Raw genomic sequence first — 25,939 nt, forward strand, 5'->3', positions numbered from 1 at the left:
GCCCCTTAGAATAGACATTGGAAAAACCCCTGGGTTTAACCGATGAAATTCTAGGGGGTGCATTTTTGTAGGGCTATGAAGGGACAAAAGTTTAAAACGTATGGGGATTCATGATCCGGAAATGAAGAGATGGATGCGAAAATATCGGGAACAAGGTGAGTTCGGCCTGATGGATCAGCAGGGTCGACGAAAAGAATAAGAAATAGTGTGTGCACTTACGTCGTTCACACATCATAAATAACATATCATTTTTCCAAAAAGGAAACCATTTTACCATATATTTAGGATCATTTAATCTACTCTTATGAAGTAACCGATTTCATTATTTATGTTTACCAACGGAGGAGAGCGAATAAATCCTAATTTGAAAGAATTGATCAGTCAAATGACATTGAAAGAAAAAGCAGAACTCTGCTCAGGTAAAGATTTCTGGAACACCAAATCCATTGACCGCCTTGGGGTTCCCTCTATTATGATGACAGATGGCCCTCACGGACTTAGAAAACAAGAGGGGAGCGCGGACCACTTAGGCTTAAACAAAAGTCTACCAGCTACCTGCTTCCCATCCGGAAGTGGAGTTGACTCATCGTGGAATTGTGAACTTGCCCATATGATGGGGAAAGCAATCGGACAAGAAGCAGCGGCAGCGGATATTTCCATTGTTTTGGGTCCAGGTGTGAATATGAAGCGTTCCCCGCTATGCGGCCGAAATTTTGAATATTATTCTGAAGACCCTTGTCGCTTAAATAACGTTTTTTTATGTTTATGGAACCAATTTTTTTCGATCTGAGGACAAGAACTTGGTTCCATTGCTGAAAAGGCCATGAACATTGTGTCGTCGATGATGAGACAAACCTCTAATTGTAATACAATATCTGTTTCATTAAGCTAACGGGCAGAATAACATTATGATGAGATCTGCATTTGAGCAAATTTAATAAATTCAGATACAGCTGGAGAGACATTTTGCATGGAGAGTACCGCTAAACCGATGTCTCGATTAATTGGAGGACTTAATGGTTTAATCATTATCTTTAATGGAACTGCCGTCAGGATCATGGAAGGGATGACTGCCACTCCAATTCCTGCTTCAACCATGGAGAGAATAGTCGAATGCTCTGTCACCTCGAACTGCTTATTTAGCGTAAGTCCATTCTCCTGAAACGCACGCATTACAGGACGTTCACACCCCGATTTAAGTGACAAAAACGGGTCATGCGTAAGCTGCTCGATGGAAATAAGGTCATGTTCTTTCAACCGATGATTTGCCGGCAGAATTGCAGCATACGGGTCGGTAAGCAGATGCACGATGTCTAAACCATCATCACTTGGATCGGCTAAAAAGCCAAGATCTACTGCGCCTGCCTTGATCCATGCTGAGACCTCTTCGTAGTTACCTTCAAAGTGAAGCAGCTCTACACCTGGATAATGATTGCGGAATGCTTGGTTAATACCGGGTAATACATGGGCCGAGAAACTAGCAAATGCTCCGATCCGTATAGTCCCGCCATTCACGTTTCTTGAAACTGCGGCAACTTGATTGATTTGATCCGAATGATTAACAATCTCGCGAACATGGACTAGAATTTGTGCCCCCGTATCCGTTAAGGTAACGCCACTGCGGCTGCGCGTGAAAAGAATAATCCCTAATTCCTTCTCCAAATCGCCGATAGTGTGGCTAACGCCCGATTGGCTTGCATGCAAAAGCTCCCCTGCTCTGGTGAAACTGCCCGTTTGCACGACTGCAAGAAATACTTCCAATTGATATAGTGTCATGTTTTAGCTCCTCGATCAAATGAATTTCTCTTCATGCTGATATGATGAATCATCATTTTACGTTGATTTGGAACTTCACTATCATAATATAAAGAAGGGAGCGAGTCATTACGATGAAGCCAGCGATACAATAGTAATCCGCCTACTTCCGGTTCAGGTTGCTGCACATCTCTCTTGATTTCCGCACCATAAAAATGCTCGAAAATAGATAAGAATAATAATGTTAATGGGGGTATCATACTTTGGAAACAATTAAATATGAATGTATCTACGATCTTTCTGAAAAGCAGATATTGGACTTGCTTGAAATTTTCAAAGGAGAAACGTGGACTAAAAATATGCAAATAGAGGGTATAAAGAAGATGCTTGAAAAAAGTTGGATAATTGCAATGATAGATTCAAAGAATGGTAATATAATAGCTTTTGCAAGGGTATTATCAGACTTTATTTACAGAGCCTTTATCTATGACGTAATAGTTGCAAAGGAATATAGAGGGTTAAAGTTTGGAAAACAGATCATCAATAGCATATTAACTAATAAAGATTTTATTGGCGTAGAGAGAATTGAATTATATTGCAAAGATAAAAATATTGAGTTTTATAAAAAGCTTGGCTTTGAGGATATTTCAAATGGAGTAAATACGTTGAGATATGGTGGTAGCGTAATCTAATTATCGTATTCCCCCAACTGCTCCTGCAGCCGGGTGGGATTATGAAAATAAGAAGTAGCGTTAGACCAATACTACTATGTATAGATGATAAAATGGAAAATGAGCTGGATTCATGATGAGAAAAACGGTATTTTTATCCTCATTAACGATTGGAACATTACTTGTTTTTTATTGCTGTTATTACGCTCTTCTATTCCTATAAATACAATAAGTATTTTGGGAACGGATAACCTTTAACAAATTTTTTTTATTTAATAAATATCCAAGTATATGGTATAACTCTTCTTTATGTAAAAAGGTAGAGAAGGGATACAATAAGCAAAATAAACACAAGTTTTGGAATAAGGTAATTAGCTTAATTATTGCTGGTTCCCAACGCTTCAAGAAAGCAACATTTCCGACGATTCTAACTTGTCGCCCAACAACACCCCAAAAGAGATCGCTTCACTCCGAAGTGAAAAATCGAAGACATTCGCAAATGAGAATGGAACGTACACAACTCAAATTTCTGAAACTCCCATTCACTATCAAGATCCCTCAAATCAAGAGTGGAAGCCGATTGATAACCGTTTAAACACGACGAGTCAAACGGCTACAATAATATCATGAATTCAAAGTAGAAATGAACAAGAAACATTCTGTTTCTGATAATTTGGTAGAGATCAAAGAGGATAAATTCAGCATTGGCTTAAACCCCATATCGGAAACAAATTCGGTAAAAACCACGCAAAGCATGTCTAGTACAAAGCCTGCAGGGATTGTTAAGAATAATGTAATGACGTATAAAGGGCTTTATCCCGATACTGATTTAATCTATACACTGGGAAACGACAGACTCAAAGAAGAGCTTAAACTCAGCAAAAAACCGACAGGCAAAAAGTCAGTGATTTATTCCTTTGCCTTAACTCTAGGTAATTTGGATTATCGCCAGGAACAGGATGGATCCGTTTCCTTGATTAACCATCTAGGCTACACAGGGGATGAGGGAAAAGCGCTTGTTGCAGAAGGGAAATTCGGGTCGAACACGGCTGTATGCTGTCCCGCATTTAAAGACACGAAATAAGCTGGGTGATTCTGGCACATCGGAAGGAAAAATCGGCAAGCAATCATGGGGCGTCCTTTTCTCTTCCAGTGTAGGTTCCTACAAAGTTAAACGCAAAGAAAGAGTATGTTCTTCTTAAAATAGACTATGAATAGCACAATATAAAAATCGATGACTTCACATTCATTTTAATTATGAAATAAATTTATCTGATGTTTTGTAAACCGGAGCTTAAACGCTCCGGTTTTATTGTACACCAATAAGTTTTAAGGGTGTGTTGAAAGGTGATAGCGTTCCTAATCCGTCGCATTCTAAGGATACTCAGTCAGACTGGACAAAGGAACGGTCATTTCCTGCTCCGAGTTTCCGATCGGATAGATTCGAGCCGTTTCATCCTCATTCACATGCTGGATTACGATAGGGGCATCCTGGTAAGTTACATTTTTCATAATGGCCGATTCCGAAATTTCAATCGCTCTTTGTTTGTTCATGAGAATTCTCCTTATTCTGAAAGCTTGTTCGATTGATCAAGATGACGGTGCGTGGCTTTTTTAATTTCTTGGTCGAGTTTCGATTGTCCTTGAATTTCTGCAGCCGCCTCCATCTGATGATTCAGCTGATGTTCGATCTGTCCGATTCCATGCGCCTCTTGTTGCTGTTTGCTCTTAGTCAAAACGATCCCTCCATGTTTGTAATAAGATCTTTATAATCTCTGTATCACTACATTGCACCAAACAGTAGGAGCTTATGCAAAAGTTTTTCATGTACTATGATTTAATTACCATGTTGTTACATTGAATATGAGAATCTTACTAACATGTACAGAAAGAGAGAGCCAATTGGAAAGTAGGTGCATATGGTGACCCGTTTCGATTTTAGTGCTGTAAAATTGGAAGCTTTCATGCAATTTTTTACACTCGGTCTAAACTTGTGGGGTATTTACCCCATACCTTCATCAAGATCAGTTCAAGTGTCCGTTACGTCTTGTTTAGTTTTTCATAACTTATAGAGTGGCAGAATTGGATGAAGACAGTAAGTTCGTTTAGAAAGGAAGGGTTGCAAGATTTTAAGAGGAGGCGGAAATATGACAAGAAAAGCCGTGATTGAGATTAACTTCAACAACTACGGTTTTGACCCGCAGCGTCTGACGAGGAATGGTTGGAGCGGAGAATGGACATTTTTCGCAGATATACGCTGAACTGTCTCAAGGCACAGACGAATCAGGATTTCCTGACCGTAGTAAAGCTCTCGAAGGAATCAGGAGAGTTGATGCAGGAAATTTTGGCAGAGCAGGAACCATTGCCGGCCAATATCCGTTTCGGTACGCATATCGAGAGTGTTCGCGCCACTAGATTCGGATGACCTGTACCACAGAACGTTTGTCCAGCAGCTTTATAGCGTGCAGCCAAAGCCAGAGACGATAGCACTAATCAACCAGAACGGATATCTGTGGGACAGCGTCAATAATGAGAGGGCACCGACGTTCTATCGTTCACCGCAGTTCTATGTGTATCTGTATAAAACGGAGCAATACGCCTCAGGATACCGCATCAAGTTACCGGGCAGAGGCACTCATGGGAATGTCATCGATCTGCCACATGAGTTGCTGGCTCCACGCAATTATATCAATGTCGTTCATTCCAGTAATACCTCGGTAAAAAAGGTTCCACTTAAAGATCGCCTGAATGGAAGCGAGATTGAACAGGTATTACGGGAATTCATGGTCTGACCAAAGGTGTGCTTGATTGAATTCAAAGAGAGCGGAAATATCCGCTCTCCACATCCTAGATCATTCCTGAAAATCAAAGGGGGGCTAAGCGCGTGTCTAAGGAAAAAAAACTCATTGTAGAAATGCTCTTTAATAACTGGGGAGCGACAGCGGATCGACTGACTATGCGATGGATAGAATACAGAATAGATTTATTCATGAAATATGCACTCAAAAGCCTACTCCTTCAATCTTCTCAGGATTTTACCTGCTATGTGCTGTATGATCCGAAGTCAGAGAAGCTTATAAATGAGATACTAAAAAAGTATCCTTCCCTGCCTTCCAATATCTGTTTTGTAACACCTAAAGATTACCAGTCTCATATTATTCGAGATATTGAAAAGTTCAAGTATTTGTACCGCGTGTATCTGTCCAGTGACGATATGTATCACCAAGATTTTATCAAAAAGCTGCACGCCTATAAACCTCACAAAGATACGGTTGCCTTAATACCGCAATATGGTTACATCTACGACTCGGTACAAAAGCGGCTGGGAAAATTTTTTTTCTGGCTTCCCAGCTACGGTGTAACTATTATCAAAGTGGATGAGTATTTGAGAGGACAAGCGGCCCGTTATACCTGGCGCGATGCATTTAAGGTTCCCAGGGAATTCATTCATATCAACGAACCAATATGGATTAATCATATTCATGGACAGAACACAGGTACAACTTTTGCCAATGCACTGACCTGGAAAATAGCAAATGTTCATGATGCTTGTACGTTGGAGCCTTGGAATAACAATAAACAACCTAAAGCTGCTTTCGGTCCTGAGATCACAGAGCCAAATGAGATCAAACAGATCCTGAACCGCTTTTTCTAACTGTGCGTTCCTTATTTTCCTTAACCGTTCGGTTGTTGACGCTTTTGCCAAGAGCTTGGTTCCATTGCTGAAAAGGGCAAGAACATTGTGTCACTGTCTATTTATGATCCCTGTTACATTAAGCTAACGGGGATTTGGTTTCACCATGATTTGCAGTGGTGTTCGCAGTGCATGGAGGGAGGGTTCCATTCTAGGTTACATCAGTTTAAGCTCTTCGGTACATGTGCATTTCATGAAGATAAACTTATTGATACCTGCCCAAATTGTTTGCAGACAATAACCTTCTTATTGTCTAACAAACAACTGGAAAATGCTTTTCAATGTAAGTGTGGACATAGCCTTGCTACCCTTCGTTTTTCAAATTGGAACGATTGGAAAGGAGCCCCCTCAAATAAATCAGTCCATTCTCAGCTGGCTTCAACTAAACGAAATGGATTGTTCATGAACAGCATTGTAATTTAAAATTGTTACTTCAAAATGAGCCAAAAGAAATTAAATATTTTGATCCAATAGAATCTATTCAGCAAGATTATTTTTTTCAAACTTGTTTCGAAAAGAACAGCAAAAAATTTGCTCAAATGCGTTTCAAATAGTAGAAGAAAGATTATTCCAAGAATTCCTTGGGAACCATCAGGACTGCATCACTCAATTAATGGAGCTAAGAAAAGAGGATGCATGTCTAACTTCCCAGCAATTTGCCTCTATGCATATGCCTATGTTTTTTGGAGAAAATCATTATTGATGGAAGAATTATATTGCGGGTTCTTGAAAAATTAGTCACACAATTTAGTGAAAATTTCTTCAGTGCATGGTTTGATATAGCAGGGAAGGGATGTGAAGAAATCAGTGTTCCTCCCTGGAAAGAAGTCATTAAAATGAGAGATCGAGAGTTTCCGATTATTGCCCTCAAGTGTAGTATTGATAGTAAGCAAAGAACTTACGTCGAGTACCATCATGAGGCAGGTTAGTTGAATAAGAACGTCGAAACACATATTGCATACAGAAAGTTCCAACCAAGCGAAATTGAGTTACTGGATGTAGAGTAGAAGGAACGAACAAGCAAACGACCGGAATGATTCGAGAGTTTTCTAATAAATGATAGGAGCGGATGTAGATGGGGATAACTGGCTGGGTGAATAAAATTACCGAAATCACATTATTTGTGGAAGATCTGCAGCGGTCGAAGACGTTTTACCAAGAGTCGTTTCAACTATTAATCCAATACGAAGACGAAAACTGTGCAGTATTTGATTACGGAAATACATGCATAAACCTCTTAAATCAATCAAATGCACGAGAATTGATTGATCCGGCTCAGTTTGGTCGTGTCGAGGATGGTGCAAGGTTCCTGTTTACAATCCAAGTGCCCGACGTTGACCGGGTATGCAACGAGTTGGAAATACGGGGCGTTACATTGTTAAATGGGCCAATAACGCGTCCTTGGGGGCGGCGGACGGCTTGTTTTGCCGACCCTGACGGGCATATTTGGGAGATAGCGCAGGTGCTTTAACGACTATTATGTGATGGGGTGAAAACCTTATGTTAAAAAATGATTCCGTGGCTATTATAGAGCAATATAAGCGAAACCTGGCTGGATATACGATAGACCAGTTGCGATATAAATTCCAGGAAGACGTCTGGTCGATTGGACAAATGTATATTCACGTGATCGATGTGGCAGAAGAGTACATCGATCATATTCAAACTTGTACGATGGAGACTCAAGAAAAACATGGAGGCAAGACTGAAGTCGGAACGAAGGCGTTTATCGAAAAAGTGTGGCCCGATGTCCGTGTGAAACTTGAGGAACCAGTCAACAGGACCCGTAACCCCAATAGTAAGGAAGAGATCATAGCCGGTCTAGAGCAGGTGTTAAAAAAAATGAGATACTGGGAGGAACACGTTCGCGGAACGAATCAGGCTTGCAAGGTGCGTCATGGCTGGTTTGGCTGGCTTAACGCGTGTGATTGGTTTGAGATGATTGGCATGCACAGCAGGCATCATTTGCGCCAAAAGGCAAGACTGGACGAGAAGCTTGTGGAGGCAGGCTTATGTAATAATTCACTAAATTAACGGGAAACGATAGCTCATAAAACCAACAAAGCAGCTGACCAATGTCATCGGCTGCTTTTGTTCAACTAACGGGCAGGTTAGTTTATAGCTCAATCGCCAGGCAGTTGACGTAAGGCGTTGGACGTCTGTCTGGCAGCGAAACGACCAGTGCTCCGTACAACTGTTCGAATGGAACTTCGCCCGCTCCAAGCAGCCGGACGGACTTCACTTGATCTGCCGGAGTCAAGGAACGAATGACGGCACGATGATCCTCCGGCCACCGCATTTGGAAAGCGTACAGCGTATTTCCCTTTTGTGTGAAACGGAAGTCGCTGGCATTCCAAGCTACCCTATCCTCCGTGAAATGGTCAATGACGACGCGGAAAAGGCCTTCGCCCGACACGCGGAAAGGCCTTGTGCCATATACGCCTTCCTCGCAAACCCGAATCCATTTGGCCATCTCTTGCAGGATATACTTGCATTCGTCATCAATCGTAACGTCCGACTTCTGCGGAATAGTGAGGAGCAGGTTGCCGTTCTTGGCGATGATATCGATCAGAATCTCAATGACGTGCCCTGGTTTCTTGTATTCAGTTTTTACATGGTAGAACCAATCCCCGACACAAGTATCGGTCTGCCACGGCTCAAGCTTGATGTCAGACTCCTGGCTGCGCTCAATGTCGAGGATCCCGATACGGTACATATCCTGCCTGCGGTCTTTCTGGCAAGGTTAATAAGCAGGGCGTTTACGCATCAACTGTTTCAGATATTTTAAAACGAGTAGTTTTATCTTCCGCTGCTAAACTCTCCAAGGAGGGTCATATGGAAGCTGCTAAAGATTTGGCAGAGCTACTAGAAGAAGCATTAGTTATGGATATAAACGAGAAAGCTATTTTGTGTAATAGATTATACGTATGGTTCTTTGGAGGGTGAGAATGTAATAGAGGGGCTCAATTATGGTTGTAAGCGATACCCTTCATGACCAGAATGCCGAGAAGTGATTTCACAACATATACATACCCATACCCCGTATAGGTATGTTATAGTTTGTAAGAATAAAATTCTACTCCAAAGGAGAGATCCTCTTGAAAATCGCAATTATGCTTTTCGATGGAATCACAGCATTAGATGCAATAGGTCCATACGATGTTTTTGCTGCTACACTGAGATGTGAAGTAAAGTTTGTCGCTAAGAAAAAAGGGTTAATCAAACTGGATTCAAATATGGGTTATTTGCATGCCGATTATAGTTTTTCTGAAGTTACTTCAGCTGATATTCTCGTTGTTCCAGGTTGCAGTCCGCCAAATTATAAAACTCCAATGAATGACCAAGAAACGTTAAATTGGATTCGCCAAATGCATGAAACTACGAAATGGACCACGTCGGTTTGTAACGGCTCTCTGATTTTGAGCGCCGCAAGCTTGTTAAAAGGAACTGTAGCCACCAGTCATTGGGGATCCTTCGACCTGCTTCAATCTCTTGGAACAATTCCAACAGATGAAAGAGTGGTTCGTCAGGGCAAAATCGTTACAGCAGCCGGTGTTTCCTCTGGTATCGATATGGCACTTCAATTAATAGCATGGGAATTGGGAGAAGATATGAGTAAAGGAGTCCAGCTGATTTTGGAATACGATCCTCAGCCTCCGTTTGACACGGGTTCCCCAAAGAAAGCTCCTGCTTTATTGGTAGAACAAATAAGAGGGATGTTACAAGAGTTTGCAAAACGGGAACCCAATTTATAAATCACAAATAATTCAGTTATTCTCAATAGTGTTTTTGGGGAAGGTTGATTAACGCGGCTTAAACGTTCAATATTATGTTTAAACCAACTCAGGATAATTTGAATGGAAAAGAGGAAAGTGAACGATAATCGGTACAGGTTCTTGTCCTTTAACGGTACTAAAAGTATGCAATAATGTCGAGGCACAAGAACATGTTCCCATTGAAGTCGCTATTTTAGCGGCTTTTTTTATTTATCGGTACAAGTTCGTGTCCCGAGCCAAGGACAAGAACTTGTACCAATTGCCGGAATTGACAAGAACATAGTCCGATTACCGATTAGGCATAAAACTAAACTGTTCTTTTCCTCGTCAATTCATTAAACTAACGGGCAGATTAGTTCGTTCATGTCGACAGTATCTTTTAGAAATTCAAAAAGGCAGGAAAATGTAGGAATTGTGCGGAATAAATATACAACTTTATCTTATTTGGAGGTTGTAAAATGGCGTTCCCGACACATATTGTATCTGCAGGCGGAATTGTAGAAGATGGAACTGGAAATATCCTTTTAGTAAAAGCTCATGACGATGGTTGGGTGTATCCTGGTGGGATAACTGAAGTAGGAGAAAACCTAATTGATGGCGTCATTCGTGAAATCAAAGAGGAAAGTGGAATAGATGCCACGGTTAGCCATTTGATTAGTGTTGTTTCGAATACAGCAATCCATAAGTGGTATGACGGTGTGACTGATGTCCCTACGAAGGTCATGTTTGATTTCGTGTGTAAAGCTGTGGGTGGGGAGTTAGCGACTTCTAATGAAACGAGCGAATGTAGGTGGGTACCAAAGGAAAGTGTTCTGGATTTGATTACTTTACCGGGAATCCGCATGCGTTATGAAGCTTATTTGAACTTTAATGGATCTGTGAATTATATGGAGTATGTAACTGCGTCAACGACAGAATTTGATGTCAAGCTTCAAAGGAGTGTTTAGTTGTACTAGGGTAAAGTGTATTAAGCAAACGGGGAACGATAGTTCAATAAAAAAACAAGGAAGCAGCTGACCATGTGATCGGCTGCTTTTATTCAACTAACAGGCAGTAGAACGTAATAAATGAATATATCTATAATCGACCTTTTTTCGATTTTTCTTATCAACTATTATGTTTATATAATAACTTAAAGGATGGTGGTTTTACGTTAGTGGAAAATCCAAGCATCTTACTCATTACAGGAATAATGGCCAGTGGAAAATCTACCGTAGCACAATTACTGTCTGAACAATTTGATAAATCGGTGCATTTACGAGGTGACATTTTTCGAAGAATGATTGTAAATAACCGCAAAGAGGTTCGTCCAGATTCAGGAAGTGACGAGTTTAATCAATTGAGGTTACGATACAAGCTCGCCGCCCAATCAGCGGAGATGTATTATAAGGCGGGATATACAGTCGTTGTTCAAGATGTTGTCATCGGACCATTACTTACTGATTTCATCTCGTTTATTAAGAGCCGCCCATTTTACTTAGTCGTGCTTTGTCCAAACTCTACAGTGGTTGCAACGAGAGAGGCTATGCGGGCAAAGAAGGGTTATGGGATTTGGAGCGTAGATGAGTTGGATCGCGTATTGCGAAATGAAACTCCACGCTCGGGGCTTTGGTTGGATTCATCCGATTTGTCCCCTGAAGAGACGGTTAAAGAAATAATCATGCGACTACAAAACGAGGCGTTGATAACATAAACGATTACGCTGAAGGGAAACGTTAGCCCAATAAAACCAATGAAGCAGCTGACCAATGAAATATCTTCGTGGGTTAATGAAAAGCGCTGATGAACTAATAAGGACCAGCACAATAAAGTGGTAGTTTTATGGATATGCAATAGTCGCCGAATGGAACTTGGTACTATAAGGAGGCAGAACACATGCTAGAAGAACAGGAAATATTCGCGGGCGAAGGATATAACAGGTCGTACGCAATTGCTACGGGTATGCCGATTTTGAATCTTAGGGGTAGCATACCGCGTGAAGGTACCGGCCAACTATCATTTCCGTGGGTGACAACGGGCATCAGGATTGATAAAGAACAGATGTTGGAAACCGTTATGAAGCAAAAGACACTCGAGTATTTGTTTAACATGCAATTCAGTAAGGAGGAGATGACCGACCGCAATTTGGTTGTAGGCTGTTATGAATACAGGAATCCGAATGACAAGGAACAAATATTGCTATATGCGCTGGTTTCGTTGAAGGAATTTCTCGCGAGATACGGCGATGAACGGGCATCAGAGATTCTGATGCGAGTTGGCTGCACATACGAGAAGATTATGGAGGAATGCGATGAAGCCATTGAAGAACACTTTGCAGTGTTGCGCCGGTCACTTCATTTAAAGAATTTGAGGGACAAATATGATGTCGTTTACGAGTGGAGTGAAGAGGAAGGGGTAAAGACGTACATTATCAGATACACCAAATCGAGTTATACGAAGATTAAAGCTAAATCATTCGAAGAGTTGACTAAACTCTATGATGAGCAACGGAAGAAGGATGCAAAGAAGACGTTCGCGATTCTGGAACCGTTAGAAGCATTTATGCAAGCCTAAGAAAACCGCCCCTTTACGGGGCGGTTATTCAACATTTCATCGAAAGAAGATTCGAGGATGTCGCGGGACAAGAACTTGGTTCCTTTGCCAAAATGGACACGAACTTGTTCCCATTTCCGATTAGACAAAAACCTGAATAATGAGTAGATACAACTAAGAAATGCACCGCTGAAGCAGCTAGCCAGCACAGTCCCTACACCTATAGGTCCTTTAAGAGATCATGTGTCGGCAGGTGGTAGCCGCAGCAACCGCTTCGGCGGGCACTTGCGTGCTGAAGACCTGTTGGCAAATGCCCAGTGAAGCTTGGGGTCTTCACGGTTCCGACGATCGCGACGCCAAGGGCGCTGCCGAATTCCCGGGTTGTAGACTCTTTTCCAATGGCTAGAGTACCGGTGCCAGTTCGCAACCTAGGTTTTTTACACTCTCAAGCAAGAACTCAAATCAAGTAAACACATCTCTGAATATGATTTAACATTATTCTGGGTTAAGAAGAATTACCTTTTTTCGTATGACAACCATTTTTGCCAACCGAAAACATAACTCCCCAACTAAAATACCACCTAATTATAAGGTTGATCCGTCGTATAAACGAATCGAACCAATTGAGCATTTAATCCGGTTTGGTTGTGCATCTCCGGGCGTTGAATAGAAGTTTGGAATAGAGCGAAGAAAATATAAGAGATTATCAATCCGCTACATAATGCAATTAATGTTTGAAAATAGACCATTCTGTTCCGGAATGCAAGAGCAATCAATACCCCCGTGATGAAAGGATACCAAATTAAATAGGTGACGATAAAGCCTGGGATAAAGGGAATTGGAACGTCCAAGTTTGTCTGAAGACTAAACACTCGATCTCCCGCCCGGTTCAAGACCCCATAAAAAATATTTAGAATGGGGACTGCTAAAGCCATAGCAGTGACAACCATTCTGATCTATAGGAGGGTTTTAGATTAGTCATGAAATCAACTTCCCTAAGGGATCACCAAGCACGATTAGTTTATGGCGCACACGAGAGTAGGGGATCAACACCTGATGATCCTGCGCCCAGAAAAATTGTTTGTCTCCCAAATAAAGAAGGTGAGTCAAGGAATGAAGGATTGACAGGCATTATACGGTTGTTTATTGTACTTATATGTGTAAAAATATATTTTATATATAAAAATATAATGAATGAATTGGTGGATGTGATTATCATGAGTACGAATGATCGAATACCGTTGTACCAACAAATTCAAGACTACATCCGCAAATTCATTGCTTCCGAAAATATGAAGCCGGGTGATCGAATACCGACAGAGAAGGAACTCATGGATCGATTTAACGTTAGCAAGATTACAGTTGTGAATGCCCTGACAGGCTTGGCTAACGAGAAATTGATTGCACGCGTCCCGGGGAAAGGAAGCTTTGTCGCGGAAGGCACAGATGCAGCAGACACCGCATTTTCTGAATCTCCGGCAGTAAAGGGAGGCAGATCGAGTACAAGAATGATTGGGGTGATCATGCCTACGATTCACGACTACTTTGCGATTCGACTCATCGAAGGGATCGAGCAGTCACTCAATCAGGAAGGCTATCGCAGCATGATCATGCTAACGCATGGCAACATCGAGAAAGAAAAGGATGCGATCAGGGAGTTAAAGGCACTTGGAGCTGAGGGGCTGTTAATCTTTCCTGTGGATGAAGGTAACTATAACGAGGAGATTCTCGGCATGAAGTTATCCGGTTTCCCTTTTTTGCTGATTGACCGATATTTGCCTGGTGTCGAAACCCATTACATTGCTGCTGATGGAAGGTTGGGCGTGAGGCTGGCCGTTGAACATCTATGGGAGCTTGGACATCGTGATATAGCGATCTGCTCGGATTCTCCATTGCAAACCGTCACGGTCCAGGAGCGGATTGATGGTTATATTGAAGCACTGAAGGATAAAGGAGCATTGATTAACCCTGCACATATGATTACAGATTTCAAACCGCTGTCTGTTCTGAAGGATGCAGAAGCCCATCCATTGTACCGATATATCAGCAACAAGATGGTGACTGCTTATATATCGCTTAACGGAAGGCTGGGGGTTCAGATCTATCAAATGGCTAAGCAAGCCGGTCTTCGCATTCCCGAAGATGTATCGATTGTAAGCTTTGATGACCCCACTTCCATCGTGGAGGAATTCAGTATTTTTACGCATGTAAAACAATTTGAGAGAGACATGGGAATCCGCGCAGCCAACCAGCTTCTCGAAGTCATTCGGAATAGCCACGAGATTACGGGCTTCAGCAAAATTCTGATTGAACCTGAACTTGTCGTTCGTCAAACGACTGGAAGCTGTCCCTAATCATCATTTCAATGCTTAAATTCAAGTCTTTTCCGTAGATGTACGGAAAGGGCTTTTTTTTATTTTTTTCAAAAAAAACATATTGAATATATTCTTAATGTATATTATATTTTGTGAAATGGTGAATATTTACAACGAAAGACCAATCCAACATGGGCAGGGAGGTCATAGCTGTGGTTAGAGATCGGAAAGAAGAACGAACCGGATTTCAGGAATCAGCACCCTATGATCCTGATTATGATCTGCAAACGGATTTTGTCATGGTCTATGGAATTGACGATACGATGCCGCAACGTATTCAGGAATGGAAGGATAAAGGGTACGTGGTCCATTTAATGACAGGGATAGCATGGGGGACCTATAACGACTATCTGGACGGGGAAGTAGACGGGGAAACGCACTGGGATGAAGCCCAGATGGATCGCGATGGCGAGATGATTGTCCATGGGAAGGAACCCATTATTCCTTACATGGTCCCAACGGTTTCCTTTGGTAAATATATCGCTGAACGCATACGTGCAGCTGTTGATTCTGGCGTGGAGGCGATCCATCTGGAGGAGCCTGAATTCTGGGTAAACGGGGGGTACTCGGAATCGTTTAAGAGAGAATGGCAGTTGTATTACAAAGAACCCTGGAGTCCGCCTCACTCCTCACCCGATGCACAGTTTCGGGCTTCCAAATTGAAAGCGTATTTATACACACGTGTGTTAGACCGATTGTGTACCGAGATGAAAGATTACGCTCTGAAACGTTACAATCGCATCTTGCGATTCTACGTTCCGACCCACAGCCTAATCAATTATACGCAGTGGCGAATTGTTAGCCCGCAGTCTCGATTGATAGAGCTTCCCTCCGTAGATGGATATATTGCACAAATCTGGACCGGGACATCACGAACACCGAACGTGTATGAAGGGGTGCGCAAAGAACGCACTTTTGAAACCGCTTACCTGGAATATGGTGTCATGCAAGAGCTTGTGCGGGGTACAGACAGACGAATGTGGTTTCTGCATGACCCTATCGAGGACAATCCGAATTATACATGGGCCGACTATAAACAGAACTACCTGAAGACCGTTGCTGCTTCCCTGCTTCATCCCGGGGTTTCCCATTACGAGGTCGCACCTTGGCCGCGAAGAATTTTCAAAGGAACTTATCCTTCCGATGAAGGCACGAATAAAGAGCGGATTCCACCTGACTATGCAACGACATTGCTGCATGTCATGCACACGCTTGGCAACATGGATCAGGACCGGATTGAAATGGATGGTGAATCTCCCCGCATTGGTGCATTGATCGCCGACTCGGCCATGTTTCAACGCATGAAGCCTGAGCCGGAGGCACCGAATGCTGGAAAATATGACGGTACAGATCCGGAAGGATTCCAAGCGGATGGCGACACGGAGCTGCTGGATTTCTCTTCATTCTATGGTCTTGCTCTGCCTTTGCTTAAACACGGAATACCTGTGAGACCCGTCCAGCTTGATAATGTGAGGCGCTATCCACATTACCTGGCTCCATATCGTGTCCTGCTGTTGAGTTATGAGTACATGAAGCCGGAGCACTCCGATATCCATTATGCACTGGCCCAATGGGTACAGGACGGTGGTGCGTTGATCTATGTGGGAGACGACAGCGACCCCTATCACAACATCCGGGAATGGTGGAATGATGACCAGCGCAGGGAAAGCACGAATACCATATATACCTCACCACGCGAGCACTTGTTTGAACAGCTTGGGCTTAAGGTAGAACAGGAAGGGATTCATCCTGTGGGCAAAGGGGCGGTGCATTGGCTTCCTGTACATCCGGCTGCATGTACGTCAAGTAAAGCGAGTGCAGATCAACTTCGCCAGACTGTGAAAGAAACATGGGAGAGACTACAGGATTACAACTTCCGTTGGGAAGCCAAGCATTATTTTAAAATTAAACGTGGGCCCTACATCATAGCCTCTGTCCTGGAAGAGTCCATATCCGAAGAACCACTGGTTATCCCAGGTCCGGTGGTGGACTTGTTCGATCCTGACCTGCATGTTCGGCAAGAAGTAAGGTTGGCTCCTGGTGAGCAAGCACTGTTATACGACATTACGGCCGGAAGGCCACAGCAAGACAAGGTGAGCCTGATCTCTGCCTCTTCCAGAATTGAAGATCTGACGATAACGAATAACGGTTTTCAATGTGTAGCCAAGGGTCCGACCAACATGCAGGCCACCGCCAGATTCTATTGCCCGTTTGAACCCATATCCGTTTGCAGTATAGATCAACACCAGACTGTACCTGCCGAATGGAAATGGGATTCAGAATCGAAAACCGTACTGCTGAAATATGAGCATGGCAGCAAGAACAAGGTGGAGATTCAAGTAAGGTGGGATCGTGAGAATGCAAAAGCAAAAGCTTGATGAACGAGAGGAGAGAACAAAACAATTATGCCATATGAACCGATTAGACTCGGACATTTGAATCAAATGCTGTCCAAACTCCGTGAAGCCATATATGAGCCCATTACCAAGTTGAATGTGACGGCATGGGTTACCCCGGAGCCTGTTCCATTCGAGGAAAGAATGTCAGGTCAGAAAATCACCCTTTCACAGGGCGAGCGTTGGGGGAAGTTATGGGATTGTGCCTGGTTTTGTTTTACAGGGAGCATTCCACCGTCCGGTAGTGACGCCAAGGCTGTTCTCCTGCTGGACGTGAACGGAGAACTCTGTCTGGTAGATCAGGAAGGAACACCTGTACAGGGTTTGACAACCATCAACTCGGAGTTTGAATTCACATTGGGTCTGCCCGGGAAAAGAGTGGTTGAACTGGACCATGCGTCGATAACAGTGACAGACGGGGCATTCGAACTGTGGGCTGATGCTGGCAATAACGACTTATTTGGCAAATACCAAGGCGGTACGGTAAAAGAAGCGATTTTGGCACATTGTCGTGAAGATATACGAAGCTTGTATTACGACACCGAAGTGCTTCTGGAGACGGCGGAACACCTTCCTGTCAACACGGCTCGCAGAGAAAGGATTCTTCAATCCCTGTATGACGCTTCCATAGTATTGACGGAATTAACGCCTGACCGCATACATCGCGCCAAGCTATTATTGAACGAACAATTATCACGTCGTGGCGGCGATCCTGTGCTGAACATAAGTGCGGTTGGGCATGCTCATATTGATTTGGCCTGGTTATGGCCGATCCGTGAGACGATCCGAAAGGGCGCAAGAACATTCTCCACGGTGCTTCGCATGATGGAGCGTTATCCCGATTATGTATTCGGAGCGAGTCAGCCTCAGCTATACGATTGGATGAAGCAGCACTATCCCAAGCTGTATGACCAGATCAAGGAACGGGTGCAGGAAGGCAGATGGGAACCGCAAGGGGCCATGTGGGTGGAATCGGATACCAATGTGCCGGGTGGCGAATCTCTTGTACGCCAGATTCTGTACGGCAAACGTTATTTCCAACAGGAATTTGGAATGGAGATGAAGTCGCTGTGGATGCCAGATGTATTTGGCTACTCCGCAAGCTTGCCGCAGTTGTTGAAGAAATCCGGTGTAGATTACATGATGACCCAGAAGCTCTCCTGGAGTGAGTACAACCGCCATCCTCACCATTCCTTTCTGTGGGAAGGGATCGACGGTTCCTCGGTGTTAACACATATGCCACCTGAGGATACGTACAACAGTCCGGCCGCCCCACGTTCCATTGCCAAAGCAGAGCGGGAGTATCTGGACAAAAATGTTTCCAGCCACGCATTGATGCTCTTTGGCATTGGAGACGGCGGCGGCGGGCCGGGAGAAGAGCATTTGGAACGGTTGGAGCGGGAGAAGAACCTGCTCGGTCTGGCGCCTGTTGTGCAGGAACCTTCCTGGAAATTTTTTGAACGATTGAATGAAGAAAGAGAGCGATTCCAAACCTGGCGTGGGGAGTTGTATCTCGAAAAGCACCAAGGAACCCTGACCAGTCAGGCACGGAGCAAGTGGTATAACCGCAAGATGGAGAAAGCTCTGCGCGAGCTGGAATTTGCTGCTGTACTGGCTGCCCGCATGGGCAAGTCTTATCCGGCCGAAGCATTGGAGACGATCTGGAAGGAAGTGCTTCTGTACCAGTTCCATGATATCCTCCCCGGATCTTCGATTAAGCGAGTATATGATGAGTCGTTAATACGGTATGAAGCATTGCTCCAGCAGACGGAAGGCATGATCACCGAAACCTACAGTTATATTACAGATTATATCTCTTCCCAAGAGGAAAGCTCCAATTCAACTGTGGTATTCAACTCACTGCCGTGGGAACGTCAGGAGTGGCTGCACCTCCACGGACGATGGCATAAGGTGCAGGTTCCATCCATGGGCTACACCGTGGTATCTGATCATGAAGATCAGGAGGTCATGGGGGAGATCGCAACTGGTATTGAAACGGATGTTGCTGCGCTGGAAACAGATTTCCGTGACACAGCCAAGGAGTACAGTGTGGAGAATGACATTCTCATCGTGAAATTTGACCCCAATGGCGGCATTACCTCGATCCTGGATAAACTGGAGTCCCGTGAAATCATCCTGCAAGGACAGCGGGGGAACGATCTTCGTGTATATCATGACGAAGGCGATGCCTGGGATTTCCGCCATGATTATTCAGCGCAAGTGGGGATGCCATTAATTCTGAATGATATCCATGAGTTTCGGGATGGTCCAAGAGTTGGGTTGGTTTTTGATTACAGCTACGGCGAGTCGTCTCTAACCCAAACCGTTATTTTAACGGAGGGCAGTCGGCGTATTGATTTTGAAACGGTCGTGGATTGGCAGGAATACGGTAAAATGTTACGCACTTCGTTCCCGGTGCAGATTCGTACCGATCAGGTTCACTGTGAAATCCAGTTTGGCAGCCTGAGCAGGCCGACTCACCGCAATACGATGTGGGACTTTGCCAAGGATGAGATTTGCGCTCACCAATGGGTGGATATATCAGAACCGGATTACGGAGTCGCCTTACTCAACGATTGCAAATACGGGCATCGAGCCATTAACAATGTGCTTGACCTTCATTTGCTGCGCAGCAGTTCCTACCCGGATCCAGTGGCGGATCGTGCAGAGCACCAATTCACCTATTCGTTATATCCGCATCAGGGGAACCATGTTCAGGCTGAAATCTATCGAAGAGGCAATGAGCTCAATATTCCGCTGCGCCTGAGTTCCTTGTCTGCACCTTCAATGGATGTAGAAGAGGAAAAGCTGCCTTACACGAAAGCATTCCTGCAGCCGGATCATCCGCACATCATGGTGGAATCAATCAAAAAAGCCGAGGACAGCAATGACATTATCGTCCGTCTGTATGAGACCTCGGGAACTCGGGTCAAAACGAAACTGTCAATCGGTTGGAATGCTGAAGAAGTCTGGGAAGTGGATCTCATGGAGAATAACATTTCATCGCTGGAGCTTCAGGATCAAGCCGACGTAGTTTTGTCCTTTACACCATTCGAGATCATCTCGCTGCGATTGAAAGGTTAGGTTAAGGGAAAGGAGCGTTGGGAATGTGATTAAGAACAGTGTGTTAATGAAGCGAATCTGGAAGCATAAGCTCTTTTACTTGTTCATGTTACCTGGCATCATCTGGTTCTTCCTATTCTCTTATGTTCCCTTATATGGAATTCAGGTTGCCTTTAGGGACTATACCTTCGTTGGCGGTTTTACCGGAAGTCCGTGGGCAGGCTTCAAGTATTTTCAACAGTTCTTTAACTATTATCAGTCCGGTGATATCATCCGCAACACGGTGATTATCAGTCTGATGAAGCTGTTAATCGGCTTTCCGATGCCAATCATTCTTGCCATTCTTTTAAACGAAATACGCATGATCAGGTTCAAGAAAACCGTTCAGACACTTTCCTATTTACCCTACTTTGTATCCTGGATTGTGGTTGTCACCCTGATGCAGAGATTGCTCACGCCATACGGCGGGCCAGTTAATGATTTGCTGGGGTCGTTCGGAACTGATCCAATCCAATTCCTGAACAATCCCACCTGGTTCTATCAGATGATTGTTGGATCGGATATTTGGAAGAACATCGGCTGGAACTCCATCATATTCATGGCTGCGATTGCCGGAATTGACCAGCAGCAATATGAAGCTGCCAAGATCGATGGTGCAGGACGTTTCCAACAGATGTGGCATGTGACCCTGCCGGGTATCCGTAATGTCGCCATTATATTATTTATTCTCGCCGTGGGTAACTTGATGAGCGCGGGTTATGAGCAGCTGCTTCTCCTGAATGGACCTGCGACCGCTGGCATGGGCAGTGTACTCGACGTGCACGCCATTAACTCGGGTATCCGGGAAGGGCGTCTGAGTTACGCGGCAGCTGTGGGGCTGTTCCAGAGTGTAATTGGGCTGATTTTGGTGCTAACGGTCAACCGGATTGCCCGCAAAGTCAGTGATGTATCCCTGTTCTAAGGAGGTGATGTGATGACACGTAAATGGTCCTTATTTTCCGTTATAAACTATACCATTCTCGCTTTGGTCGGATTCTCCATGATCTACCCGTTTATTTACATCCTGGCGTACTCGCTGAATGACGGCAAGGATTCCATGCAGGGCGCGATCTATTTCCTTCCACGACAATTTACACTGGAGAACTATGCCCAGGTATTTGATAACGCGCGCATCTGGAAGGCGTATCAGATCACCATCATGCGAACCGTGCTGGGTACGTTCCTTCATGTGATTCTGTGTACACTGATGGCTTACGCGCTCTCGAAGAAATCATTGCCGGGCCGCTCATTTTTCACCTTTTACATCTTTTTGCCTACGATTTTCAGTGCCGGATTCATCCCGTTCTTCATTACGCTTCAGAAGCTGCATCTGATCAATACCTTCTGGGTGTACGTCTTGCCGCTGTTATTCAACTTCATGCATATCATCATTATCCGGACCTTTCTGCAAGGAATTCCGGAAGAGCTGGAGGAATCAGCCCACATTGACGGGTATGGGGATTTTCAAATCTTCATTCGCATCATTCTGCCTCTCTCGGGACCCGTACTGGCAACGATCTCCCTCTTTATTGGGGTCGCCCACTGGAATGACTGGTTCTCGGGTGCCTACTATGTATCCAACAAGGATCTGATTCCGGTGCAAACCCTCTTGCAGGAGATGCTGACCGAAGCGGAGTCGCTGTCCAATTCGATGCAGCGCGCAGCACAACAGGGCGGGCAGACGATTGGCGGTTCAGGCGGAGCGGGTGCGACACCCGAATCCCTGCGTATGGCTTTGCTTGTCATTACGGTCTTCCCGATCCTGTGTATCTACCCGTTCCTGCAACGATATTTCGTAAAAGGAGTGATGATCGGTTCGGTGAAAGGTTAGGTGATCCTGACCCGGAATTTGCTGAGTTTTACCAGGCATGACCCAGATCATTCAACATCATATTTCAGGAGGCGATTGGTTTGAACCGAATTTGGTCGAAAGGCGTATCCATATTACTCGTGTCCATCTTGGTTGGAGGATCGTTGAGCGGATGCACGGATTCATCAGGAAACGGGAATAGCGGAGAAGCAGCTGATGGTTCATACAAGCTCAAAATATTGCACAACTGGAACGGTTCGGGTGGTTCGGATAACGGAATAACGCCTGTGGAAGAAGTCATCAAGGAGAAGACTGGCGTCACGCTGGATTGGGAGTATACCAAAGGCAGTGAGACCGAGAAGGTAAACCAGATATTTGCCACGCAGGATCTGCCGGATATCTATACCGGACCTGCATGGGGAGGTGAGCTGGATGGCATTATCAAGGCGGCCAAAGAAGGGCAGCTCGTCGATATTTCCGACAAATTGGGGGACTATCCTAACCTCGCGAAATCCATTGCTGAAGAAAATGTACCCCCAGCGCTCTACGAAAAAGCGATTAATGCCTATGACGGCAAAAAATATCTGCTCCTGCAAAACCAGCCTGCCCAGAATGAAGATGGCATGGATTGGCTGTACGGCTTTTATGTTCGCAAGGATATCGCAGATAAGGTGGGTATAGACCCTCAATCGGTCGTGACAAAGGAGGAATTCTATAACTTCCTCAAAGCAATCAAGGATGCCAATCTGCAAGAGAACGGGCAGCCGGTCTTTCCACTGGGTGGCTTCAGCAACGGCTGGTCCGTCGGCATCGGCAATACCATGTTCAATTCGGGTGGCAGTTATGTTGACAAAGGTGACGGAACGGTAGAGCATAACTTTTTCACGAAAGGCTATGAAGAGTACACGTTATTCTATCGGAAGTTGGTTCAGGAAGGGTTAATGGACCCGGAAGCATTTACCCAGACTGACCCGATCGCCAAGGAGAAAATCAATCAGGGCCGCATCGCCATTCTGGCCGCACACTATCCGGCCATTCTGGATGCCTCCAAAGAATATGTTACTTCACACCCTGGAAGCGATTACATCCCGATCGGCCCTTTGGAGCGTGCAGATGTTGAACCGAATCGCCCTGCGGATCTGGGCATTCAGGGCAACAACGTAACAGCGATCACCAAAAACTGCAAGGGCGCATGTGTAGATGCGGCGCTGAAGTTCCTCGATTACATGGCTTCCGATGAAGGATTTATGCTGGCAAGATACGGAGTGCAGGGCGTTCATTGGGATTTGAAGGAGGGTAAACCTGTTGCCAATAAGGAGTGGTTCGATGAATTTACGGCAGATCAATCGGGTAAAGTTCGCAAGAACGAAGGCATTTCCATTGGTCTGGAATCCATCACGGGGCCTGATCGAATCAATTCGGTCGCAGGCGGAGATATCTGGGCCGATCAGAAACGGCTTGATGCCATGGAACAAGCCAGAAAAATTCTGCGTCCTAATGGCATTCATGTCATTACAGCCTATAACCCGGGCGATGTGATTACCAAAGCACCGGAATGGGAGATGCTGAAGCCTTCCATGGACCGGATGGGTGATGCCTGGAAGGAAGCAATCTTTGCGAAATCGGATGAAGCGGCGTTGGGCATTATCAACGAGCTTCGCGAGCAGCTTCGAAAGACCGGATATGATCAAGCCATGCAGTTTACGAACGAAAACTTGAAAGGGAAAGACGTAGTTACCGTTCAGATGCCGAACTGATCACCTCCATATTCTTACTTTTAATTTGAAGGAGTTGCATTCATATGACGACTGAGTTCAGACCGCCTTCCGTACCTCTGGTTACTGTGGACCCTTATTTTAGCGTATGGTCGGCTGCGGACCATCTGTATGAAGATCATACCCGGCATTGGACGAACAAAACGAATGGCATGGTGGGCTTGGCGGTGATCGATGGAAAGCTTCGACGATTTATGGGGAAAGTGGGATCGGAGGAGCGTACAGCTGTCCAGGAACCTGAAGTGCTGGTGCAGACCAACCTGACTGTCCAGCCCGTAACGACTCGATATACCTTTCAAGGCGAAGGAATAGAGCTTCATGTTCAGTTCACCACACCTTTATTGCTGGATGATTTGGACCTGTTATCCAGGCCGGTGACCTATTTGAATTTTCAGGTCAAATCGATCGATGGGGCCTCCCACCAAGTCAAAATTTACGTCGATGTAACAGGCGAATGGTGTGTAAACACAACCGATCAGCACGTAACCTGGGAACGCCATGTCATTGAGGAACAATGGAATGCCATGTCCATGGGTACTGTGGATCAGCCCGTATTGAAACTTGCCGGTGATGATACACGAATCGATTGGGGATATATGGTTCTCGCTGTTCCTCAATCCTCTCATATCCAGACGGCCATTCACTCAGTTACAGGCCGCGAACAGTATGTACGCTCCCGTCAATTGCCGACAGAAGATGATCAGCACCAGCCGCGAGCTGTATCGGACAACATGCCGGTTATGGCAGCCGAGATCGATCTGGGGGCTGTCCGGGACGAACCGATATCCGAATTTCTCATGCTTGCATATGACGATATTCATGCGATTGAATATTTTCATCAACCGCTGACTGCGTATTGGAAAAGAAATGGATTAACGTTTCAGGAGATGCTGTTACTGGCAGCTCAACAATACGAAGAGATTCAGCGGCGCTGTGACAGCTTTAATCTTGAACTCATGGCAGAGAGTCAGGCCGCAGGCGGTGAGAAATACCGGGATATTGTGGCGCTAACCTACAGACAGGCGATTGCAGCGCATAAGCTGGTTGCTGATGAGGAGGGGAATGTTCTATTTTTCTCCAAAGAGAATTTCAGCAATGGATGTATCGCTACGGTGGATGTCAGCTACCCTTCGATCCCACTTTTCCTCAGGTACAACCCTGAACTGATCAAGGGCATGATGCGTCCGATTTACAGGTATGCGATGAGCCATGATTGGACGTTTGATTTTGCACCTCATGATGTAGGAACATACCCTAGGGCCAACGGTCAGGTGTATGGAGAGAATAAGCTGGAATACCAGATGCCGATTGAGGAATGCGGCAATATGCTGCTGATGGCTGCGGCGGTCAGCAAATATGAGGGAGATATCGAATTTGCTCGGCAGCATTGGGAACCTCTTACGCGATGGGCAGATTATTTGCTGCACAATGGACTCGATCCTGTAAACCAGCTGTGCACGGATGACTTCGCCGGGCATCTGGCGCACAATACCAATTTATCGATCAAGGCCATATTGGGTATTGCTGCGTATTCCTACCTGTGTGAAAAGCTCGGTTTGAAGGAAGGGGCGAAGTACCTGGAGGAAGCTCGGAACATGGCTCAGGAGTGGGTGTCCATGGCAGATGCCGGGGACCATTATAAGCTGACGTTTGACAGTCCAACCGAGTCATGGAGCATGAAGTACAATCTGGTGTGGGATCATCTGCTCGACCTGCACCTGTTCCCGAAAGAGATCGCCGCCAAAGAACTTGAATATTACATGCACAAACAAAACCGCTATGGCCTGCCGCTGGATAGCCGTGAAACGTATACCAAATCAGATTGGATGGTATGGTGTGCCTCCATGAGTTCAACGCAAGCGCAGTTTGAGTCTTTCATTTCACCGCTGTGGGATTTCATGAATGAAACTTCGTCTCGTGTTCCCGTAACGGATTGGTATGACACGATCACCGCTAAGCAGATGAATTTTCAGAATCGTTCTGTGGTTGGCGGGTTCTTTATCCAATTACTCATGCAACAGTCTACAGACGAATGGGTGTGAAGGCAGGTGGT

General features: G+C 44.8%; 22 protein-coding genes and 1 pseudogene. 19 read left to right on the top strand and 4 right to left on the bottom strand.

The window, feature by feature from the left end:
* Positions 1 to 352: 352 nt before the first annotated feature.
* Positions 353 to 736, top strand: a pseudogene (locus tag J2X75_RS09150) (glycoside hydrolase family 3 N-terminal domain-containing protein); the annotation flags it as partial.
* A 170-nt stretch (positions 737 to 906) separates the two neighbouring features.
* On the opposite strand, the gene J2X75_RS09155 reads toward J2X75_RS09150, so the two are convergent.
* Positions 907 to 1,776 carry a LysR family transcriptional regulator gene (locus J2X75_RS09155; protein WP_310335896.1) on the bottom strand — a complete coding sequence of 290 codons (870 nt, stop codon included), beginning with the start codon at positions 1,774 to 1,776 and terminating at the stop codon, positions 907 to 909.
* 242 nt (positions 1,777 to 2,018) lie between these two features.
* Between J2X75_RS09155 and J2X75_RS09160 the strand changes: the two genes are divergently transcribed.
* Positions 2,019 to 2,447, top strand: coding sequence for a GNAT family N-acetyltransferase (locus tag J2X75_RS09160; protein WP_310335898.1), 429 nt, complete (start codon positions 2,019 to 2,021; stop codon positions 2,445 to 2,447).
* Between the two features lie 622 nt (positions 2,448 to 3,069).
* Positions 3,070 to 3,510, top strand: a complete 441-nt coding sequence (locus J2X75_RS09165; RefSeq protein ID WP_310335899.1) for a hypothetical protein — start codon at positions 3,070 to 3,072, stop codon at positions 3,508 to 3,510.
* Between the two features lie 290 nt (positions 3,511 to 3,800).
* On the opposite strand, the gene J2X75_RS09170 is transcribed toward J2X75_RS09165, so the two are convergent.
* Together J2X75_RS09170 and J2X75_RS09175 are read right to left on the bottom strand one after the other, a co-directional pair.
* Positions 3,801 to 3,980 (bottom strand): H-type small acid-soluble spore protein, encoded by a 180-nt coding sequence (locus J2X75_RS09170; protein ID WP_110821305.1) that lies wholly within the window; start codon positions 3,978 to 3,980, stop codon positions 3,801 to 3,803.
* 11 nt (positions 3,981 to 3,991) lie between these two features.
* Entirely contained in the window at positions 3,992 to 4,162 is a 171-nt protein-coding gene (locus J2X75_RS09175) for a hypothetical protein (protein ID WP_307535863.1), read from the bottom strand.
* A 497-nt stretch (positions 4,163 to 4,659) separates the two neighbouring features.
* Between J2X75_RS09175 and J2X75_RS09180 the strand changes: the two genes are divergently transcribed.
* From J2X75_RS09180 to J2X75_RS09200, 5 genes are all read left to right on the top strand, one after another.
* Positions 4,660 to 4,851: a hypothetical protein gene (locus J2X75_RS09180; RefSeq protein ID WP_310335901.1), complete on the top strand. Its 192-nt coding sequence runs from the start codon at positions 4,660 to 4,662 to the stop codon at positions 4,849 to 4,851.
* A 37-nt stretch (positions 4,852 to 4,888) separates the two neighbouring features.
* Positions 4,889 to 5,218, top strand: coding sequence for a hypothetical protein (locus tag J2X75_RS09185; protein ID WP_310335902.1), 330 nt, complete (start codon positions 4,889 to 4,891; stop codon positions 5,216 to 5,218).
* A gap of 92 nt (positions 5,219 to 5,310) precedes the next feature.
* Complete coding sequence (locus J2X75_RS09190) at positions 5,311 to 6,081, top strand: glycosyltransferase (protein WP_310335903.1); 771 nt, start codon at positions 5,311 to 5,313, stop codon at positions 6,079 to 6,081.
* 1,114 nt (positions 6,082 to 7,195) lie between these two features.
* Entirely contained in the window at positions 7,196 to 7,591 is a 396-nt protein-coding gene (locus J2X75_RS09195; protein WP_307535853.1) for a VOC family protein, read from the top strand.
* Positions 7,592 to 7,620: 29 nt separating this feature from the next.
* Complete coding sequence (locus tag J2X75_RS09200) at positions 7,621 to 8,154, top strand: DinB family protein (RefSeq protein ID WP_310335906.1); 534 nt, start codon at positions 7,621 to 7,623, stop codon at positions 8,152 to 8,154.
* An 82-nt stretch (positions 8,155 to 8,236) separates the two neighbouring features.
* On the opposite strand, the gene J2X75_RS09205 is transcribed toward J2X75_RS09200, so the two are convergent.
* Entirely contained in the window at positions 8,237 to 8,836 is a 600-nt protein-coding gene (locus J2X75_RS09205; RefSeq protein WP_310335908.1) for an alpha-L-fucosidase, read from the bottom strand.
* A 382-nt stretch (positions 8,837 to 9,218) separates the two neighbouring features.
* On the opposite strand from J2X75_RS09205, the gene J2X75_RS09210 reads away from it, so the two are divergent.
* The 11 genes from J2X75_RS09210 to J2X75_RS09260 all read left to right on the top strand — a co-directional run bounded on the left by J2X75_RS09210 (position 9,219) and on the right by J2X75_RS09260 (position 25,928).
* On the top strand, positions 9,219 to 9,875 hold the full coding sequence (locus tag J2X75_RS09210) for a DJ-1/PfpI family protein (protein WP_307535847.1): 657 nt from the start codon (positions 9,219 to 9,221) through the stop codon (positions 9,873 to 9,875).
* A 479-nt stretch (positions 9,876 to 10,354) separates the two neighbouring features.
* Positions 10,355 to 10,843 carry an NUDIX hydrolase gene (locus J2X75_RS09215; RefSeq protein WP_307535841.1) on the top strand — a complete coding sequence of 163 codons (489 nt, stop codon included), beginning with the start codon at positions 10,355 to 10,357 and terminating at the stop codon, positions 10,841 to 10,843.
* Positions 10,844 to 11,052: 209 nt separating this feature from the next.
* Positions 11,053 to 11,589 carry a P-loop nucleotide/nucleoside kinase family protein gene (locus tag J2X75_RS09220; protein WP_310335910.1) on the top strand — a complete coding sequence of 179 codons (537 nt, stop codon included), beginning with the start codon at positions 11,053 to 11,055 and terminating at the stop codon, positions 11,587 to 11,589.
* A 182-nt stretch (positions 11,590 to 11,771) separates the two neighbouring features.
* Positions 11,772 to 12,449, top strand: a complete 678-nt coding sequence (locus J2X75_RS09225; protein ID WP_310335911.1) for a hypothetical protein — start codon at positions 11,772 to 11,774, stop codon at positions 12,447 to 12,449.
* A 1,196-nt stretch (positions 12,450 to 13,645) separates the two neighbouring features.
* The gene (locus J2X75_RS09230; RefSeq protein ID WP_310335913.1) at positions 13,646 to 14,782 is read left to right on the top strand and encodes a GntR family transcriptional regulator; all 1,137 of its coding nucleotides are present in this window, start codon (positions 13,646 to 13,648) and stop codon (positions 14,780 to 14,782) included.
* 173 nt (positions 14,783 to 14,955) lie between these two features.
* Positions 14,956 to 17,181, top strand: a complete 2,226-nt coding sequence (locus tag J2X75_RS09235) for a hypothetical protein (protein ID WP_310335914.1) — start codon at positions 14,956 to 14,958, stop codon at positions 17,179 to 17,181.
* 27 nt (positions 17,182 to 17,208) lie between these two features.
* On the top strand, positions 17,209 to 20,283 hold the full coding sequence (locus J2X75_RS09240) for an alpha-mannosidase (protein WP_310335915.1): 3,075 nt from the start codon (positions 17,209 to 17,211) through the stop codon (positions 20,281 to 20,283).
* Positions 20,284 to 20,308: 25 nt separating this feature from the next.
* Entirely contained in the window at positions 20,309 to 21,223 is a 915-nt protein-coding gene (locus J2X75_RS09245) for an ABC transporter permease (RefSeq protein WP_240661880.1), read from the top strand.
* A 12-nt stretch (positions 21,224 to 21,235) separates the two neighbouring features.
* Complete coding sequence (locus tag J2X75_RS09250; RefSeq protein WP_192263016.1) at positions 21,236 to 22,132, top strand: carbohydrate ABC transporter permease; 897 nt, start codon at positions 21,236 to 21,238, stop codon at positions 22,130 to 22,132.
* An 80-nt stretch (positions 22,133 to 22,212) separates the two neighbouring features.
* Positions 22,213 to 23,868 carry an extracellular solute-binding protein gene (locus J2X75_RS09255; RefSeq protein ID WP_310335917.1) on the top strand — a complete coding sequence of 552 codons (1,656 nt, stop codon included), beginning with the start codon at positions 22,213 to 22,215 and terminating at the stop codon, positions 23,866 to 23,868.
* Between the two features lie 44 nt (positions 23,869 to 23,912).
* Positions 23,913 to 25,928, top strand: a complete 2,016-nt coding sequence (locus J2X75_RS09260; RefSeq protein ID WP_310335919.1) for a glutaminase family protein — start codon at positions 23,913 to 23,915, stop codon at positions 25,926 to 25,928.
* The last annotated feature ends 11 nt before the right edge of the window (positions 25,929 to 25,939 follow it).

This window comes from Paenibacillus sp. 2003 (assembly GCF_031455635.1).
In the GTDB taxonomy this organism is placed as follows: Bacteria; Bacillota; Bacilli; order Paenibacillales; family Paenibacillaceae; genus Paenibacillus; species Paenibacillus amylolyticus_B.